Origin of the sequence: Kitasatospora sp. NPDC057940, assembly GCF_042887425.1 — a bacterium.
In the GTDB taxonomy this organism is placed as follows: Bacteria; Actinomycetota; Actinomycetes; order Streptomycetales; family Streptomycetaceae; genus Kitasatospora.
This window is the reverse complement of the sequence record NZ_JBHVPH010000004.1, coordinates 389528-404722: the sequence shown is the minus strand read 5'-3', so window position 1 is coordinate 404722 and position 15195 is coordinate 389528. Positions and strand designations below refer to the sequence as shown.

Genomic DNA, 15195 nt, shown 5'->3' with positions numbered 1-15195 from the left:
GGCCGACGTCCGGAGGAATCCCCTCAGGAGCGAGGAATCCCCTTAGAAGAAGGGGAAGTTGACCGTCACCGCGGTGTGCTGAGGGCGCCGCTCGCCGGCCGCCGGGGACTGGCTGGACACCTTGCCGGTGCCGAACAGGTTGACCCCGCTGGTCTGCATCGTGAAGCCGGCCGCCTGGAGCGCCTTCGCCGCGTCGTCCTTGCTCATCCCGGTGACGTCCGGGACGGGCACCATGCCCTTGCTGACCACCAGCGAGACCGCGGTGTTCTCCTGCAGCAGCTGCCCGGCCGCCGGCGAGCTGCTGATCACCACGCCCTCCGGCACGGTGTCGTCGTACGTCCCGGTCACGCCGCCCCTGGTCAGCTGGGCCGCGGTCAGCGCGTCGGCGGCCTGGTCGGCGGTCTTCCCGGCCAGGTCCGGCACCGCGATCCGCTTGGGGCCCCGGGAGACGGTCACCGTCACGGTGTCGCTCTTGCGGGTCCGCGCGCCCACCCCGGGGTCGGTGGCGATCACCTGCCCGGCCGGGACGCTCTCGCTGAACACCTCGACGAAGCGGCCGTGCATGCCGTCCTTGTCCAGGATCCGCTGCGCCTCGGCCCGGTCCTTGCCGAGCACGCCGGGCACCGGCCCGTACAGCCCCTCGGACAGCCCGTACGTCGCGCCGCCGACCGCCAGCACCAGGGCGGTCAGTGCGGCGACCCAGATCAGCGGCTTGCGGGGGAGGCGGCGCAGCAGGCCGGGCCGGCGCCCGCGCACCGGGGTCGGCTCGTCGTACGGGCGCGGCTCGACCAGCAGCTGGTCCAGCAGCTCCGCCGGCACGTCCAGCACGCTGGTGGGCTCCGGCGCCGCGTCGACGGGCCCCGCCGGCTGCTGGATCACCGAGGTCGGCTCGCTGGTCGGGTAGCGCGGGCTGGGCCGGGTGGAGGCCGGCGGCTCGGCGTCCAGCTCGGCCGGGGTGAGCGTGCGGCGGATCCGCTGGAGGGCGGCGAGCAGTTCGACCGCGTCGTACGGGCGGGCGTCGGCCGTCCGGGCGCAGGCGCCGGCCACTATGGCGTCCAGCCCGGGGCCGACGGCCGGGGCGATCAGCGAGGGGGCGGGGACGTCCTCGTGCAGGTGCTTGTACATCACCTGGACGGGGTTGTCGCCGGTGTGCGGGCGGCGGCCGGTGAGCATCTCGTAGAGCAGGATGCCGGCCGCGTAGACGTCGACCCGCTGGTCGGTGGGGGCGTCCGGGAGGATCTGCTCGGGGGCCAGGTAGGAGACGGTGCCGAGGACCGTGCCGCCGGTCGCGGTGCTGGTCGAGGTGGGCGCGCCGTCGGCGGTGCCGAGGACCCGGACCAGGCCGAAGTCGGCGACCTTGACCAGCCCGTCCTCGGTGATCAGCACGTTCTCCGGCTTGACGTCCCGGTGCACCAGCCCGGCCCGGTGGGCGGCGCCGAGGGCGGCCAGCACCGGCTCCAGCACGTCCAGCGCGGCCCGCACGGACAGCGCGCCGCGGTCGCGCAGCAGGTCCCGCAGGGTGCGGCCGGGCACGTACTCCATGGCGAGGAAGACGTTCGCGCCGTCCGCGCCCTGGTCGAAGACGTTCACCACGTTCGGGTGGGAGAGCCGGGCGACGGCCTTGGCCTCGCGGATGAACCGGGCGGTGAAGCCGTCGTCCCCGGCCAGCGCGGGGTGCATCACCTTGAGGGCGACGACCCGGTCCAGCCGGGTGTCGGTGCCCCTGTAGACGGTGGACATCCCGCCGGTCGCGATGCGCTGCTCGACCCGGTACCGGCCGTCGAGCAGGGTACCGATCAAGGGGTCGTGCAGTGCCATGTCCACCCGGAGAGTCTAGGGCTCCGGCTGTCGGCCGGGCCCGGAGGACATCGCCTCCGGGCCCGGCTGTGCCCGGTTTGTGACACGGCACACGCGGGCGGGTGCCGGGCGTCCCGGCGTCAGAACGCCGGGTGCTCGCGGGTGTCCAGCTCCGCCCGGCCGGCCATCGCCGAGGAGGCCTCGGCGTGGAACCGGCGCGGGATGCGGCCGGCCCGGTGGGCGAACCGGCCCGCCTCGGCGGCGTGCCGCATCGCCTCGGCCATCAGCACCGGGTCCTGCGCCCTGGTCACCGCGGAGGCGAGCATCACCGCCGCGCAGCCCAGCTCCATCGCCAGCGCGACGTCCGAGGCGGTGCCGGCGCCCGCGTCCAGGATCACCGGGACGCCCGCGCCCTCCACGATCAGCTGGAAGTTGTGCGGGTTGCGGATGCCCAGGCCGGAGCCGATCGGCGAGCCCAGCGGCATGATCGCCGCGCAGCCGACGTCCTCCAGCTTGCGGGCCAGCACCGGGTCGTCGTTCGTGTACGGCAGCACCGTGAAGCCGTCGTCGACCAGGGTCTCGGCGGCGTCCAGCAGCTCGATCGGGTCCGGCAGGAGGGTCCGCTCGTCGGCGATCACCTCCAGCTTCACCCAGTCGGTGCCGAGCGCCTCGCGGGCCAGCCGGGCGGTCAGCACGGCCTCCCCGGCGGTGAAGCAGCCCGCCGTGTTGGGCAGCACCCGGATGCCGTTGCGGGTCAGCACGTCCAGGACGGAGCCCTGGGTGCCGGCGTCGACCCGGCGCATCGCCACGGTGGTCAGCTCGGTGCCGGAGGCCAGCAGCGCCCGTTCCAGGATCTCCAGGCTGGGCGCGCCGCCGGTGCCCATGATCAGCCGGGAGCCGAAGGACTCCCCGGCGATGGTCAGCAGGTCGTCAGCCATGTCAGCCTCCCTGGACGGCGGTGAGGATCTCGATCCGGTCGCCCGCCGACAGTTCCGTGGCCGGCCACGAACTGCGGGGCACCACGGCCTCGTTGAGGGCGGCGGCGACGCCGCTGTGGGCGGCGCTGAGGGTGGCCACCACCTCCGCGAGGGTGGTCGTGGCGGACACCCGGCGGGGCTCGCCGTTGACGGTCAGCCCGATCTCGGCCGGCGCGGTCTGGGCCGGTGTGGTCTGGGTCGGCGTGGTCTGGGCCGGTGTGGTCTGGGGTGGTGCGATCTCGGTCATGCGGAGGCCTTCGCGGTGGAGCGGTCGGGGGAGAACCGGGTGGGTGTGAACGGCTGTGCAAGCTCAGGGAGTTCGCCGCTCGCCAGGTACTCGGCGAGCAGGTCGGCGGTCACCGGGGTGAGCAGCACGCCGTTGCGGTAGTGGCCGGTGGCGGCGACCAGCCCGGGCAGCGCGGTCGGGCCCAGCAGCGGGGCGTTGTCCGGCGAGCCGGGCCGCAGCCCGGCGGAGGTCTCCAGTAGCGGGAGTTCGGTGATGCCCGGCACCAACTCGTGGGCGTCGCGCAGCAGTTCGTACACCCCGCCGGCGGTGACGGTGGTGTCGTAGCCCTGTTCCTCGGTGGTCGCGCCGATCACCAGCTCGCCGTTCTCCCGGGGCACCAGGTACAGGTGCTGTCCGCGCACCACCGCGCGGACGTTGCGGGACAGGAACGGCCGGTACGCCTCGGGGATCCGCAGCCGCAGGATCTGCCCCTTCACCGGGCGGACGGCCGGCAGCACGCCCTCCGGCAGCCCGGGCAGCCGGTGGCTGTGCGGGCCGGCCGCGAGCACCACCTGGTCGGCCCTCCGGGTCTCGCCGGTGCCGAGCCGGGCGCCGACCGCGCGGCCGCCCTCGACCAGCAGCCCGACGGCCTCGGCCCGGTGGACCACGACCCCGGCGAGCCCGCAGGCGGCCACCAGGGCGGTCAGCAGCCGGCGGGGGTCCACCTGGTGGTCGTCCGCGACGTGCAGGCCGCCGCGCACGCCGGGGGCGAGCATCGGCTCCAGCCTGCGGGCCTCCCGGCCGGTCAGCCAGGCCGAGTCCAGGCCGAGCCGCTGGTGGAAGGCGTGCAGCTCGCGCAGTTCCTCGCGGTCGTCGGAGTCCAGCGCGACGGCGATCGTGCCGCACCGGCGGTACCCGGTGTCCAGGCCGCCGCTCGCCTCGGTGAGCTCGGCGGCGAAGTCCCCGTACCGCTGGTTGGAGGCCATGCCGAGGCGCAGCAGCGGCTCCTCGCCGTACTGCAGCTCGGTGACCGGGGCGAGCATCCCGGCCGCGACCCCGGCCGCCCCGCCGCCGGGGGAGGGGTCGACCACGACGATGTTCCTCAGCCCGCGCTGCGCGGCGCGCCAGGCGACGGCGAGGCCGATGATGCCCCCGCCGATCACCAGCACGTCGGCGTGGGTTTCCTCGGGCAAGCGTGACAAGGCTGCTCTTCTCCCTTCGCCGGAATGACCCGGATCAGGTTCGGACGGTCGCGGGCCGTGCCAGCCCGCCTCTCAGCCCGGTACGCCGGGCTCCCGTGATGGTGCCCCCACCATAACGCCGGGGGCGGGCCCGGCCGAAGGCCCATACGCGGGGTGGACGGGCCGATGGCCCCGGCAGGGCGCTGAGTACAGTGACGGGCGTGGCAGAGCTGAACGCAACGGATCAGGTGGTCGTCGTCGGGGCCGGGCTGGCCGGGGCGCAGTGCGCCCTGAAGCTGCGGCAGGGCGGCTGGCGGGGGCGGATCACGCTGGTCGGGGAGGAGCCGCACGCGCCGTACGACCGGCCGCCGCTCTCCAAGGACGTGCTGCTCGGCGAGGCCGACGCCACCACCCTGGACATCGACTACCCGCAGCTGGGCATCGAACTGCTCACCGGCCGCCGCGCCACCGGCCTCGCCCCCGGCGTGCTGCACACCGACGCCGGTGACCTCCCGTACGACGCCCTGGTGATCGCCACCGGCGCCACCCCGCGCGCCCTGCCCGGCGCCGAGCGCGCGCACCTGCTGCACACCCTGGACGACGCGCTGGCGCTGCGCGCCCTGCTGCGGCCCGGCCTGCGGCTGGTGCTGGTCGGCGCGGGCTGGATCGGCGCCGAGGTGTCCACCGCCGCCCGCGCGGCCGGCTGCGAGGTGACGGTCGTCGAGGCGGGCCCGGCGCCCGTCCCCGGCGCGCTGCCGGCCGAGGTCGGTTCGGCAATGGCCGCCTGGTACGCCGAGGCCGGCGTCGACCTGCGCTGCGGGGTCGGCGTGGCCGCCGTCGAGGAGGGCGCGGTGCTGCTGGCGGACGGCTCGCACCTGCCCGCCGACGAGGTCGTGGTCGGCGTCGGCGCCCGGCCCGCGACGGGCTGGCTGGCCGGCTCCGGCGTCGAGCTGGACGGCACCGGCGCCGTCCTGGTGGACGGGCGGCTGCGCACCGGCCTGCCCGGCGTCTTCGCGGCCGGGGACTGCGTCAGCTACCCGTCCGCCCGCTCCGGCGCCCGGCTGGCCGTCCAGCACTGGGACCACGCGTTGCAGTCCGGCGAGGCCGTGGCGGCCGCCGTCCTCGGCGCGGACGCGCCGCCGTACGACCCGGTGCCGTACTTCTGGTCGGAGCAGTTCGGGCGGATGGTCCAGTACGCCGGGCGGCACGCCGAGGGCGACGAACTGCTGTGGCGCGGCGACCCGCAGGACGCCTCCTGGACGGCGCTCTGGCTGCGCGACGGGGTGCCGAGCGCGCTGCTGGCCGTCGACCGGCCGCGCGACCTGACCCAGGGCCGCCGGCTGATCGAGCGCGGCACCGCGCTGGACCGGGCCCGCGCGGCGGACCCCTCGGTGCCGCTGAAGTCGGCGGTCGCGGGGTAGCGGCTGGTGCGCGGGGGGCTGTGGAGGTGGCAGTCTGGTGGCGTGAGTGAGATTGAAAGCAAGATTGAAGCCCTGGTTTCCGAGTGGATGTACCTGCCCGACATCTCGGAGCAGTGGGGGGTGCGCGTCACCGAGGTGCGCGACCTGGTCCGCAGCGGCGGGCTGATCGCCGTCCGGCGGGGCCCCAACAAGTCGCTGCAGGTCCCTGCGGCGTTCATCGACGGCCAGGGGCTGGTCAAGCACCTGTCCGGCACCCTGACCGTGCTGCGCGACTGCGGGTACAACGACGTGGAGATCCTGGAGTGGCTCTTCACCGAGGACCCGTCGCTGCCCGGCAGCCCGATCCAGGCGCTGCAGGAGAACCGCGGCACCGAGGTCAAGCGGCGCGCCCAGGCGATGCTGATCTGATGGCGGCGGACACACCGCGCCGGCGGCTGGCCGACGCCCGGCTGTACCTGTGCACCGACGCCCGCCGGGAGCAGGGCGACCTCGCCCAGTTCCTGGACGCGGCGCTGGCGGGCGGGGTGGACATCGTCCAGCTCCGTGACAAGGGCCTGGAGGCCAAGCAGGAACTGGAGGCCCTGGAGGTCTTCGCGGACGCCTGCCGCCGCCACGGCAAGCTGCTGGCCGTCAACGACCGCGCCGACGTCGCGCACGCGGCCCGGCCGGACGTGCTGCACCTCGGGCAGGACGACCTGCCGGTGCCGGCCGCCCGGGCGATCCTCGGCGACGAGGTGCTGATCGGCCGGTCCTGCCACGCCGAGTCCGAGGTGGACGCGGCGCTCGCCGAGCCCGGTGTGGACTACTTCTGCACCGGCCCGGTCTGGCCGACCCCGACCAAGCCGGGCCGCCCGGCGCCGGGCCTCGGCCTGGTCTCGTACGCGGCGAAGCAGAGCACCGACCGGCCGTGGTTCGCCATCGGCGGCATCGACCTCGGCAACCTCGACGAGGTGCTGGCCGCCGGCGCCCGCCGGATCGTCGTGGTCCGTGCGATCACGGCCGCCGACGACCCGCGGGCCGCCGCCGCCGAGCTCGCCCGGCGGGTGCGCTCGGCCTGACGGCCCCGGGGGCCGTCACCGTTCTCCGTACCTGCGGATCCCCCTGCGCGCGGATCTCAGTACTTGCGGACGGTGGCGGCCTCGGCCAGGGCCAGCAGCACCGTGCGGGCCTGCTCGTCGGCCAGCGGCGCCGCCGCCAGCGCGGCCAGGGACTGCTCCATCAGCTCGTCGATCCGGCGCTCCACCCGCTCGGGCGCGCCGCTGCGGGCCACCAGGTCGCGCAGCCCGGTGACCTCCTCGGGCGCCAGGTCCGGCGCGCCGAGCCGCTCGTCCAGGTGCCGGGCGTCGGCGGCCGGCAGGCCCCGCATCGCGTGCGCCACCAGCAGGGTGCGCTTGCCCTCGCGCAGGTCGTCCCCGGCCGGCTTGCCGGTGACCGCCGGATCGCCGAAGACGCCGAGCAGGTCGTCCCGCAGCTGGAAGGCCTCGCCCAGCGGCAGTCCGAACGCCCCCAGCGCCGCCACCAGCTCCGGGCCGGCCCCGGCCAGCAGCGCGCCGACCTGGAGGGGCCGCTCGATCGTGTACTTCGCCGACTTGTAGTGCAGCACCGTCTGCGCCCGGTCGAGCGCGCCCTCGTCGGCGGAGTCGCCGGCCACCGGCTCCAGGACGTCCAGGTACTGCCCGACCATGACCTCGGTGCGCATCAGGTCGAACACCGGCTTGGCGGCCAGCACGGCGGCCGGCTCCAGGCCCGAGCGCAGGAACAGCTCGTCGCACCAGATCAGCAGCAGGTCGCCGAGCAGCACCGCCGCCGAGGCGCCGTACTGCTCGCGGTCGCCGCGCCAGCCGTTCGCCCGGTGCAGCGCCTCGAAGCGGCGGTGGATCGAGGGCAGGCCGCGGCGGGTGTCGCTGCGGTCCATCAGGTCGTCGTGCACCAGGGCGCTCGCCTGGAGCAGTTCCAGCGCGGCCGCCGCGTTCGCGATGCCCTCGCCGCCGGCCGGGCCGCCGGCGCCGCGCCAGCCCCAGTAGCAGAAGGCCGGGCGCAGCCGCTTGCCGCCGTCCAGCAGGAAGTCGCGCAGGGCGTCGGCGGCGGGCACGAGCTGCGGGGAGATCTTGTCCAACAGGGCGGACTGGCCGTCCATGAACGCGGCGAGGGCGGCGTTGACGCGCGCGCGGACGTCCTCCACGTCTATGGGGTTGGCCGGCCGGTTGCTGGACGAGGTCACGATGAGGCTCCGCTGGTTCGCTGGGGTTCAGCAAGCGTAGCGGGGTGGCCGGGAACGGATGTGCGAGCGGGCGTGTGCGCGGGCGTGCGGGCGCACCGGGCGCGGGACCCGAACGCCGGTCGGAATTCGTCGGCCCACGGACGGAACGCGGACGGAACGCGGATGGAATGTCGTCCACCACTTGTCTCAATCCGTGGTACCGAGTTGTCCGGCCCCTTCGAACGCCCGATAACCTGCCAGCATGGCACTCGGCATCGCTTCCACCAGACCGGACCGCGCACTGACGGTCCGCGAACTCCTGGCAGCAGGAAAGCGGTCCTTCTCCTTCGAGTTCATGCCCCCGCGCACCGAGGTCGGCGAGCAGCGACTCTGGGACGCCATCCGCCGGCTCGAACCGCTGGACCCCAACTTCGTCTGCATGACGTACGGCGCCGGCGGCTCCTCGCGCGAGCGCACCGTCAACATGGTCGGCCGGATCGCCACCGAGACCACGCTGACCCCGGTCGCCCACCTGACCGCCGTCGACCACTCGATCGCCGAACTGCGCAACATCATCGGCCAGTACGCCGACCAGGGCGTGCGCAACGTCCTCGCGGTCCGGGGGGACCCGCCCGGCGACCCGATGGGCGAGTGGGTCAAGCACCCCGACGGCGTCACGTACGCGTACGAGCTGGTCGAGCTGATCAAGGGCATCGGCGACTTCTGCGTCGGCGTCGCCGCCTCGCCGAACATGCACCCGCGCTCCACCGACTGGGACGAGGACATCCGGCACTTCGTCGGCAAGGTCCGGGCGGGCGCCGACTACGCGATCACCCAGATGTTCTTCGAGGTCGACGACTACCTGCGGCTGCGCGACCGGGTCACCGCCGCCGGCTGCGAGACGCCGATCATCCCGGAGATCATGCCGGTCACCAACGCCAAGCAGCTGGAACGCTTCCCCCAGCTGAGCGGCTCCGCCTTCCCCGCCGACCTGGAGGCCCGGCTGCGGGCCGCCGTCGACGACCCGGCGGCGCTGCGCGCGATAGGCATGGAACACGCCACCGCGATGGCCGAACGCCTGCTCGCCGAGGGTGCGCCCGGCCTGCACTTCATCACGCTCAACCACTCCACGGCGACGCTGGAGATCTACCAGAACCTCGGCCTGCACCAGCGCCACGCGTAGGCCCCGTCCGGGGCCTCGCCCGCCCCCGCCCGGGGCCCGCGGACCCGGACGTCCACCGGCCCGTCACCGCCCCGACGGTGACGGGCTCGGTCGTGTGCGCCCCGGCCGCGACCGGCGGGAACGCGATGCGGTACCCCGGCCGTTGAACCGGTACAGTCGCCGCACACGCGCGGCGAGCGCGGGCACGCGACTGGAGGTAGCGGGCGGATGGGCATCGGATACCTGCTGCTGTACGTCGCGTTGGCGGTGGTGGCGCTCTGGCTGGTCGCCGAGGTCCTGCTGCAGAACCGGGCCCCGCTGCACTGGCGGGCCCTCGCCCTGGTCGGCTTCCTCGGAGTGGCCGCCGGCATGGTGCTCGGCTCCGTCCCGGTGATCGGCGCCGGCGCCGCCCTCTTCGCGGCCGGCCAGACCTTCGTCACCCTCTCCGTCAAGCGCGGCTACCGGGCCGGCTGGTCGCTGCGCAAGGCCGACGGCTCGCTGCCCGGCCCGCTCGCCAAGGTGCCCCTGCTCGGCGCCCTCACCGGCGGCGCGGCCGCCGTGGCCGCGGTCGAGGCCACCGAGAAGCGGATCGGCGAGGTCAGCGCCGTCGAGGAGGCCCCGGTCGCCGCCCCCGACCCGGTCGCCGAGGACGTCCCCGAGGTCGAGCAGACCGCCTCCTTCGAGATGCAGGAACTCGCCCAGGACGGCGTCTACGCGCCCGCCTACTACGAGCAGCAGCAGGCCCAGGCGCCGCACGACCCCTACGCCGAGGCCTACCAGTCCGGCTACGACAACGCCGCCCAGCCGCAGCCGGCCTACGAGCAGCAGCAGTGGCAGAGCCAGCAGCAGCCCGCCTTCGCCTACGACCAGGGCTACGGGGCCTACCCCCAGCAGTCCGACCCGTACAGCGGCTACCCGCAGCAGGACCAGTACCAGTCCTACCCGCAGCAGCAGCAGCCCGGCTGGGAGCAGCACCCCCAGCAGCAGTGGCAGACCCCGCAGCAGCACCCCGAGCAGCACCTGGAGCAGCACCCCGGCCAGCAGCCGGGCCAGCACCCCCAGGGCATCCCGCAGCAGCAGTCCTACGACCACACCTACGGCTACCAGCAGCAGAACACCTGGCCCCAGGGCTGAGCTCCGGCGCCGGGGCCGCTACGCGGGGCCGATCAGGTTCGCGGCGATGCAGGCGGACATGCCGGCCCGGGCCAGTCCGCCGCCGGGGTGGGCCGCCCCGCCGATCAGGTAGAGGCCGGGGACGGGCGACTCGTTGGCGGGCTGGAGCCATCCGCCGCCGTCTCCGGCGAGCGCGGGGCGGGGGACCGACCCGCCGAGGGCGCCGGTCTCCCGGCGGGTGTCGTCCGGGGTCCGCACGACCCGCCACAGCACCCGTTCGCGCAGGCCCAGGCCGGCGGCGTCGGCGTGCGCCAGCAGCTGGTCCGCGTAGCGCTCGGCGATCCCGGGCGCCGTCCAGTCGACGTCGCCCTGGGCGGGGACGGTCGCGGTCAGCACCACGCTCTCGTGCGCGTCGTCGGGGCACAGCGAGGGATCGTCCGGGCGCAGCACCTGGAGGGTCGGGCGCTCGCAGGGCGGGCCGGGGACGGTCAGGGCGTTCTGCTCGGCCGCCGGGTCGGCGGCGTGCACCACCGTCCGGTGCGGGGTGCCGGCCGGCCGGGCGCCGCGCAGCGCGAGCAGCACGCTGAACCGGCCGGGCACGCCGGACGGCTCCCGGTGGTCGGGTCCGGACTCCGGCCCACGGGCGAGGCCGTCACGGAACAGCGTCCTGGCGTCCATCGAGGAGACCACCAGGTCCGCGTCGATCCGGCCGCCCGGGGTGTCGACGCCACGGGCCCGGCCGTCCTCGACCAGCACCTCGGTGACCGGGGTGTCGAAGCGGAACTCCACCTTGCGCAGCTCGCAGCGCCGGTGCACCGCGTCCGCCAGGGCCCGCAGGCCGCCCCGGACGTACCAGACGCCGAAGGACTGCTCCATGTACGGCAGCACGGTGGCCCCGGCGGGGGCGGACCCGGGGGGCAGGCCGAAGCGCAGGGCGTGCTCCGCCAGCAGGGCGGTCAGGCCGGGGTGGCCGCCGAGTTCGCGGGCGGCGACGTCGGCGAGGGTCCACGGGCGGGGCCGGCCGAGCCGGGCGAGCAGGCCGCGCCGGGGCGGGACGGGGTAGGGGTCGGTGTGCAGCGGCGACCGGTCGGCCGGGAGCGGCTCCTCCAGGAGCGGGCGGCGGGTGGCCTCCCAGACCGTCCGGCCGTGGTTCATGACCGCGCTCCAGCGGGCGCCCGAGCCGGCGCCGAAGGCGGCGTCCAGGGCCTGGCTGACGCCGCCGCGGGAGGCGTTGGGCAGGCTGACGGCGGTGCCGTCCGGGAACAGGTGCCGGCTCTCCGGGTCCACCGGGGCGAGGTCGACGAGCTGCTCCAGCGGCTCCTTGCCGGTCTTTAGCGCGAGGTCGCGGTAGACGGCCGGGAGGGTCAGCAGGCCGGGGCCGGTGTCGAACGCGAAGCCGTCGCGCTCGTACCGGCCGACCATGCCCCCGTACGTGCCGCCGGCCTCGCAGACCGTCACCCGGTGTCCGAGGGTGGCCAGCCTGGAGGCCGCGGCGAGCCCGCTCATTCCTGCGCCGATGATGACGATCCGTGCCATGGCACCTGATCCTAGGCCGTGACCTGGGCCGGGCCCGGCGGGCGCCGTCCTCAGGGCCTCGGGACGTACGGCCGGTCCGCCTCCTGCTCGCGGGCGGCGGACCGGGCCTCGCGGGCGGCACGGCGTTCGCGGCGGCGGGCCCGGAAGGCGCGGATCCGGTTGACCGCGAACCAGACCAGCAGCAGGCCGACGGCGAGCAGGACGGCGGCGATCGAGGCGGCCAGCCAGGGGTGGAAGATCGCCAGGGAGACCAGCCCGGCCACCGACAGGTCCTCCGCCATGCTGACCGCGATGTTGCTGGCCGGTTCGGGCGAGGTGTTGACCGCCATCCGCAGCGAGGCCTTGACCAGGTGGCTGACCAGCGCCGTGGTGCCGCCCATCGCGCCCGCCGCGACCTCGCCGAGCGAGCCCGGGTCGGTGCTCGCGATCAGCGCGCCGACGGTGGCGCCCGCGATCGGCCGGATCACGGTGTGCACGGAGTCCCAGAGGCTGTCGACGAACGGGATCTTGTCGGCCACCGCCTCCAGCAGGAACAGCACGGCGGCCGCGACCAGCACGTCGGTGCGCTCCAGCGCGGGCGGCACCGAGTCCGCGCCGCCGAAGCGGCCCAGCAGTCCGAGCAGCAGCACCACCGCGTAGGCGTTGATGCCGCTGGCGAGTCCGCTGGTGAAGATCAGCGGCACGATCGTCATGGCTTCCCCCTCCTCATCGCTTTCCCCCTCCTTCTCGTGGCCGTGGCCGGTCCGCTCCGGCCACGCCGTACCGTACCCGGACGTGCCGGGTCGGCCCGCCGGTTCCGGCCACGGCCGGGTCCGGGGCCGACGGATCTGAGTACGCGTACTCAGATCCGGGGTTGAGTACGTCAGCGGATGGCCCGCCGACCTGCCGGGACGGGAGAGTGGTGGCACCGGGACGGCGGCGCGTCGGGCGCCCCGCCCCGGGTGGCGGATCCGTCCGCCCGGCCGGCAGATGAGGGGTCGGCGGGGCGGCGGCGGAGGTCCGCCGCGGGAGCCGGTCACGGGCCTCGCACCGCCGACACGGGGCGGCGGAGCGGGCCGGGGGGAGACCGGCCACCAGAGGGGGAGAGCTGGCCACCGCCGCCTGTGGGGAACGGCGGAGCGGCGGCGTACGGCGGCGGCACAGGACCTGGGGGGACAGGCCGGTGCCCGCCGCCGCTCACCCGTTCCGGGCCGCGTTGTCAGTGGTCCCGTTCACGATGGAGGGGCACGGACCGCCCGGTCCGCGCGCTGCCTCGGAACGGGGGAGACCATGACCATCAGCCGTCCTGAGCCCGTCACCGCCCGCCTCCACTCCGCCGCCCTGCCGTCCTCCCCGGGCGGGCGCCCGGGTGGCGGGGACGTCCACCCCGTGCTGCGCCGGACCGCCGCGCCGCCGGCCGCCCTCGACCTGCTCGCCGACGCCCACCGCACGCTCGCCCGGGCCCGCGTCCTGGAGGACCCGCTGGAGCGGTACGCCACCGCCCACCTGGCCGCGCTGCGCACGGTGGCGGCCGTGCTCGCGGTCCGTGGGCGGCCGGAGAAGAGCGCGCGTCGGCGCAAGGCCATCCGCAGCGCCTGGGAGGTGCTGCCCGAGATGGCCCCCGAGCTGGCCGAGTGGGCGCTCTACTACGCCGCCGGCGCCCGCCGCCGGGCCGCCGCCGAGGCCGGGATCAGGGGTGCCGCCTCGGCCCGTGACGCCGACGACCTGGTCCGCAACTCCGCCCTGTTCCTGCGCCTGGTCGAGCGCCTGCTCGGCCTGCGCCCGACCCCGCCGGCCCCGCGGCTGCCGCTGGACGGCGACGACCCGCCGGGGGTGACGGGCCCCGCCACCCGCCCGGTCTAAGGTGGAGGCATCCTGATCGATCTGCATGTGCCGAGGAGCCCCGCCTTGTACCCGACGCGTCCCCGCAGTGCCCTGCGTACCGCCGTGGTGTGGGAGGTGGTGCGGGCCGCCCTGGAGAAGCGGGCGGCCGAGCTGGACCAGCCGGTCCTCGACGTGGTCGACACCGGTGGCGGCACCGGCAACTTCGCCGTGCCGGTGGCCAAGCTCGGCCACCGGGTCACCGTGGTCGACCCCAGCCCGGACGCGCTGTTCGCGCTGGAGCGCCGGGCCGCCGAGGCCGGGGTGACGGCGCTGGTCCGGGCCGTCCAGGGCGACACCCAGACGCTGCCCGAGCTGGTCGCCCCCGGCACCGTGGACGCGGTGCTCTGCCACGGCGTGCTGGAGGTCGTGGACGACCCGGCGGAGGCGCTCGGCAGCCTGGCCGGCACCCTGCGCCGGGGCGGCCTGGTCAGCCTGCTGGCCGCCAACCGCAACGGCGCCGTGCTGGCCCGCGCGCTGGCCGGCCACTTCACCGAGGCCCGTACGGTGCTGTCCGCGACCGACGGCCGCTGGGGCGAGCAGGACCCGATGCCGCGCCGTTTCACCGGCGAGGAGCTGAGCCGGCTGGCCGAGGGCGCGGGCCTGCGGGTGGAGTCGGTGCACGGCGTACGGGTCTTCGCCGACCTCGTCCCCGGGGTGCTGGTGGACGCCGAGCCGGGCGCGATGGAGGCGCTGCTGAAGCTGGAGGAGGCCGCCGCCGAGCAGCCCGCGTTCCACGCCGTGGCGACCCAGCTGCACCTGCTGGCCACCCTGGCCTGAGCGAGCGAGGGACCGTCCGCCGCCGTACGGTTCGCGCACCGTGCGGCGGCGGTTCGCCTTCCGGACGCCCCCCGGCCTCGTCCGGGTGGTCCCGAACCTGCCCAGCTCCGGACCGATTCCACCCGTTCGGGCACTTGTCCGCGTCTCGTGGCGTTGAGCCGGGTGCGGCCGTGCCCGGTCGAAGTGGCCCGTCCCACGCGGCGCAGACCACTCCGTAACGGGCCCACGGACCGTATGATCTGGGTAAAGCCGGAAAGCATGACAGCCGGATGCGTGGGGCATATGGACGACACGGGCCGGGTCCCCCCGCACAGGCGTCCGACCGTGTGCCCCGAAGGCTGATTGGACTTTGCCTCCCCGACCGGGGTGGCGGACCGGTCGCACCCGCGACCGACGAGTAGGAGGACTCCGTGCCGCTCTCGGAGCACGAGCAGCGACTGCTCGACCAGATGGAGCGAGCGCTGTATGCCGAAGATCCCAAATTCGCGACGGCGCTTGAGGGAACCGGGCTGCGCACCTACACCCGCCGGCGGGTGTACCTGGCCGTTGCCGGCTTCGTGGTGGGCATCGGCCTGCTGATGGGCGGCATGGTCGTCCCCGACCAGATCTGGGTCAGCGTCGTGGGCTTCCTGGTGATGCTCGGGTGCGCGGTGTTCGCCGTGACCGGCTGGCGCCGCGGCCCCGCCGGCCAGGGCTCCGGCCCCCGGCCGGCCGCCGCGCCCCGCCGCAAGGCCGGGATGATGGACCGGGTGGAACAGCGCTGGCAGCGTCGTCGGGACGAGCAGGCCGGCGGCTTCTGAGCCGCGTACACGCTGGACGAACGCCGGGGCGGGCAGTCGATCGACAGCCCCCCCCCGCGGTCGCCAGTCCCTGCGACGGCCCCGTCGCCCCGGCCCCGCTCCCGACTCCCAGGAGGCCCGCGCGGACACCCGCTCGCGCGTG

15 protein-coding genes and 1 riboswitch are annotated in these 15195 nt (G+C 75.3%); of the genes, 8 read left to right on the top strand and 7 right to left on the bottom strand.

Annotated elements, in window-relative coordinates; translation table 11 throughout:
* Nucleotides 1-42: 42 nt before the first annotated feature.
* The 4 genes from pknB to thiO all read right to left on the bottom strand — a co-directional run bounded on the left by pknB (nucleotide 43) and on the right by thiO (nucleotide 4193).
* On the bottom strand, nucleotides 43-1818 hold the full coding sequence (gene pknB / locus ACFVTF_RS10165) for a Stk1 family PASTA domain-containing Ser/Thr kinase (protein WP_387811704.1): 1776 nt from the start codon (nucleotides 1816-1818) through the stop codon (nucleotides 43-45).
* A gap of 119 nt (nucleotides 1819-1937) precedes the next feature.
* A complete protein-coding gene (locus ACFVTF_RS10160; protein ID WP_350884406.1) occupies nucleotides 1938-2735 on the bottom strand; it encodes a thiazole synthase in 798 nt (265 codons plus the stop codon).
* Nucleotide 2736: 1 nt separating this feature from the next.
* The gene (thiS, locus tag ACFVTF_RS10155) at nucleotides 2737-3021 is read right to left on the bottom strand and encodes a sulfur carrier protein ThiS (RefSeq protein WP_387811565.1); all 285 of its coding nucleotides are present in this window, start codon (nucleotides 3019-3021) and stop codon (nucleotides 2737-2739) included.
* Nucleotides 3018-4193, bottom strand: a complete 1176-nt coding sequence (gene thiO / locus ACFVTF_RS10150) for a glycine oxidase ThiO (protein WP_387811562.1) — start codon at nucleotides 4191-4193, stop codon at nucleotides 3018-3020. Before thiO ends, thiS begins: the two co-directional genes overlap by 4 nt.
* 3 nt (nucleotides 4194-4196) lie before the next feature.
* A riboswitch (TPP riboswitch) is annotated at nucleotides 4197-4309 on the bottom strand.
* Between the two features lie 84 nt (nucleotides 4310-4393).
* On the opposite strand from thiO, the gene ACFVTF_RS10145 reads away from it, so the two are divergent.
* Genes ACFVTF_RS10145 through thiE form a run of 3 tightly spaced genes read left to right on the top strand, consistent with a single transcriptional unit; the run spans nucleotide 4394 to nucleotide 6660 of the window.
* The gene (locus tag ACFVTF_RS10145; protein ID WP_387811559.1) at nucleotides 4394-5602 is read left to right on the top strand and encodes an NAD(P)/FAD-dependent oxidoreductase; all 1209 of its coding nucleotides are present in this window, start codon (nucleotides 4394-4396) and stop codon (nucleotides 5600-5602) included.
* 42 nt (nucleotides 5603-5644) lie between these two features.
* The gene (locus ACFVTF_RS10140; RefSeq protein ID WP_350884398.1) at nucleotides 5645-6010 is read left to right on the top strand and encodes an Rv2175c family DNA-binding protein; all 366 of its coding nucleotides are present in this window, start codon (nucleotides 5645-5647) and stop codon (nucleotides 6008-6010) included.
* Nucleotides 6010-6660 carry a thiamine phosphate synthase gene (gene thiE, locus ACFVTF_RS10135; protein WP_387811556.1) on the top strand — a complete coding sequence of 217 codons (651 nt, stop codon included), beginning with the start codon at nucleotides 6010-6012 and terminating at the stop codon, nucleotides 6658-6660. The genes ACFVTF_RS10140 and thiE overlap by 1 nt, the downstream gene beginning before the upstream one ends.
* A 56-nt stretch (nucleotides 6661-6716) precedes the next feature.
* Here thiE and ACFVTF_RS10130 read toward each other — a convergent pair whose 3' ends face one another.
* Complete coding sequence (locus tag ACFVTF_RS10130) at nucleotides 6717-7823, bottom strand: polyprenyl synthetase family protein (protein WP_371516674.1); 1107 nt, start codon at nucleotides 7821-7823, stop codon at nucleotides 6717-6719.
* A 241-nt stretch (nucleotides 7824-8064) separates the two neighbouring features.
* On the opposite strand from ACFVTF_RS10130, the gene metF reads away from it, so the two are divergent.
* Nucleotides 8065-8985, top strand: a complete 921-nt coding sequence (gene metF / locus ACFVTF_RS10125; protein ID WP_363618869.1) for a methylenetetrahydrofolate reductase [NAD(P)H] — start codon at nucleotides 8065-8067, stop codon at nucleotides 8983-8985.
* Nucleotides 8986-9192: 207 nt separating this feature from the next.
* Nucleotides 9193-10098, top strand: a complete 906-nt coding sequence (locus ACFVTF_RS10120; RefSeq protein WP_387811552.1) for a hypothetical protein — start codon at nucleotides 9193-9195, stop codon at nucleotides 10096-10098.
* Between the two features lie 18 nt (nucleotides 10099-10116).
* Here ACFVTF_RS10120 and ACFVTF_RS10115 read toward each other — a convergent pair whose 3' ends face one another.
* Nucleotides 10117-11613, bottom strand: coding sequence for a phytoene desaturase family protein (locus tag ACFVTF_RS10115; RefSeq protein WP_387811549.1), 1497 nt, complete (start codon nucleotides 11611-11613; stop codon nucleotides 10117-10119).
* A gap of 50 nt (nucleotides 11614-11663) precedes the next feature.
* The gene (locus tag ACFVTF_RS10110) at nucleotides 11664-12305 is read right to left on the bottom strand and encodes a DUF4126 domain-containing protein (protein ID WP_387811546.1); all 642 of its coding nucleotides are present in this window, start codon (nucleotides 12303-12305) and stop codon (nucleotides 11664-11666) included.
* Between the two features lie 583 nt (nucleotides 12306-12888).
* Here ACFVTF_RS10110 and ACFVTF_RS10105 point away from each other — a divergent pair.
* From ACFVTF_RS10105 to ACFVTF_RS10095, 3 genes are all read left to right on the top strand, one after another.
* Nucleotides 12889-13455 carry an SAV_6107 family HEPN domain-containing protein gene (locus ACFVTF_RS10105; RefSeq protein ID WP_387811701.1) on the top strand — a complete coding sequence of 189 codons (567 nt, stop codon included), beginning with the start codon at nucleotides 12889-12891 and terminating at the stop codon, nucleotides 13453-13455.
* A 45-nt stretch (nucleotides 13456-13500) separates the two neighbouring features.
* Nucleotides 13501-14253, top strand: coding sequence for a methyltransferase domain-containing protein (locus ACFVTF_RS10100; protein ID WP_371516670.1), 753 nt, complete (start codon nucleotides 13501-13503; stop codon nucleotides 14251-14253).
* A 410-nt stretch (nucleotides 14254-14663) separates the two neighbouring features.
* A complete protein-coding gene (locus ACFVTF_RS10095; RefSeq protein WP_350884379.1) occupies nucleotides 14664-15053 on the top strand; it encodes a DUF3040 domain-containing protein in 390 nt (129 codons plus the stop codon).
* The last annotated feature ends 142 nt before the right edge of the window (nucleotides 15054-15195 follow it).

Bases quoted from the DNA above. Each gene is read 5' to 3' on its own strand.
- pknB (WP_387811704.1), bottom strand. From the start codon at position 1,818: ATGGCACTGCACGACCCCTTGATCGGTACCCTGCTCGACGGCCGGTAC.
- ACFVTF_RS10160 (WP_350884406.1), bottom strand. From the start codon at position 2,735: ATGGCTGACGACCTGCTGACCATCGCCGGGGAGTCCTTCGGCTCCCGG.
- thiS (WP_387811565.1), bottom strand. From the start codon at position 3,021: ATGACCGAGATCGCACCACCCCAGACCACACCGGCCCAGACCACGCCG.
- thiE (WP_387811556.1), top strand. From the start codon at position 6,010: ATGGCGGCGGACACACCGCGCCGGCGGCTGGCCGACGCCCGGCTGTAC.
- metF (WP_363618869.1), top strand. From the start codon at position 8,065: ATGGCACTCGGCATCGCTTCCACCAGACCGGACCGCGCACTGACGGTC.
- ACFVTF_RS10120 (WP_387811552.1), top strand. From the start codon at position 9,193: ATGGGCATCGGATACCTGCTGCTGTACGTCGCGTTGGCGGTGGTGGCG.
- ACFVTF_RS10115 (WP_387811549.1), bottom strand. From the start codon at position 11,613: ATGGCACGGATCGTCATCATCGGCGCAGGAATGAGCGGGCTCGCCGCG.
- ACFVTF_RS10110 (WP_387811546.1), bottom strand. From the start codon at position 12,305: ATGACGATCGTGCCGCTGATCTTCACCAGCGGACTCGCCAGCGGCATC.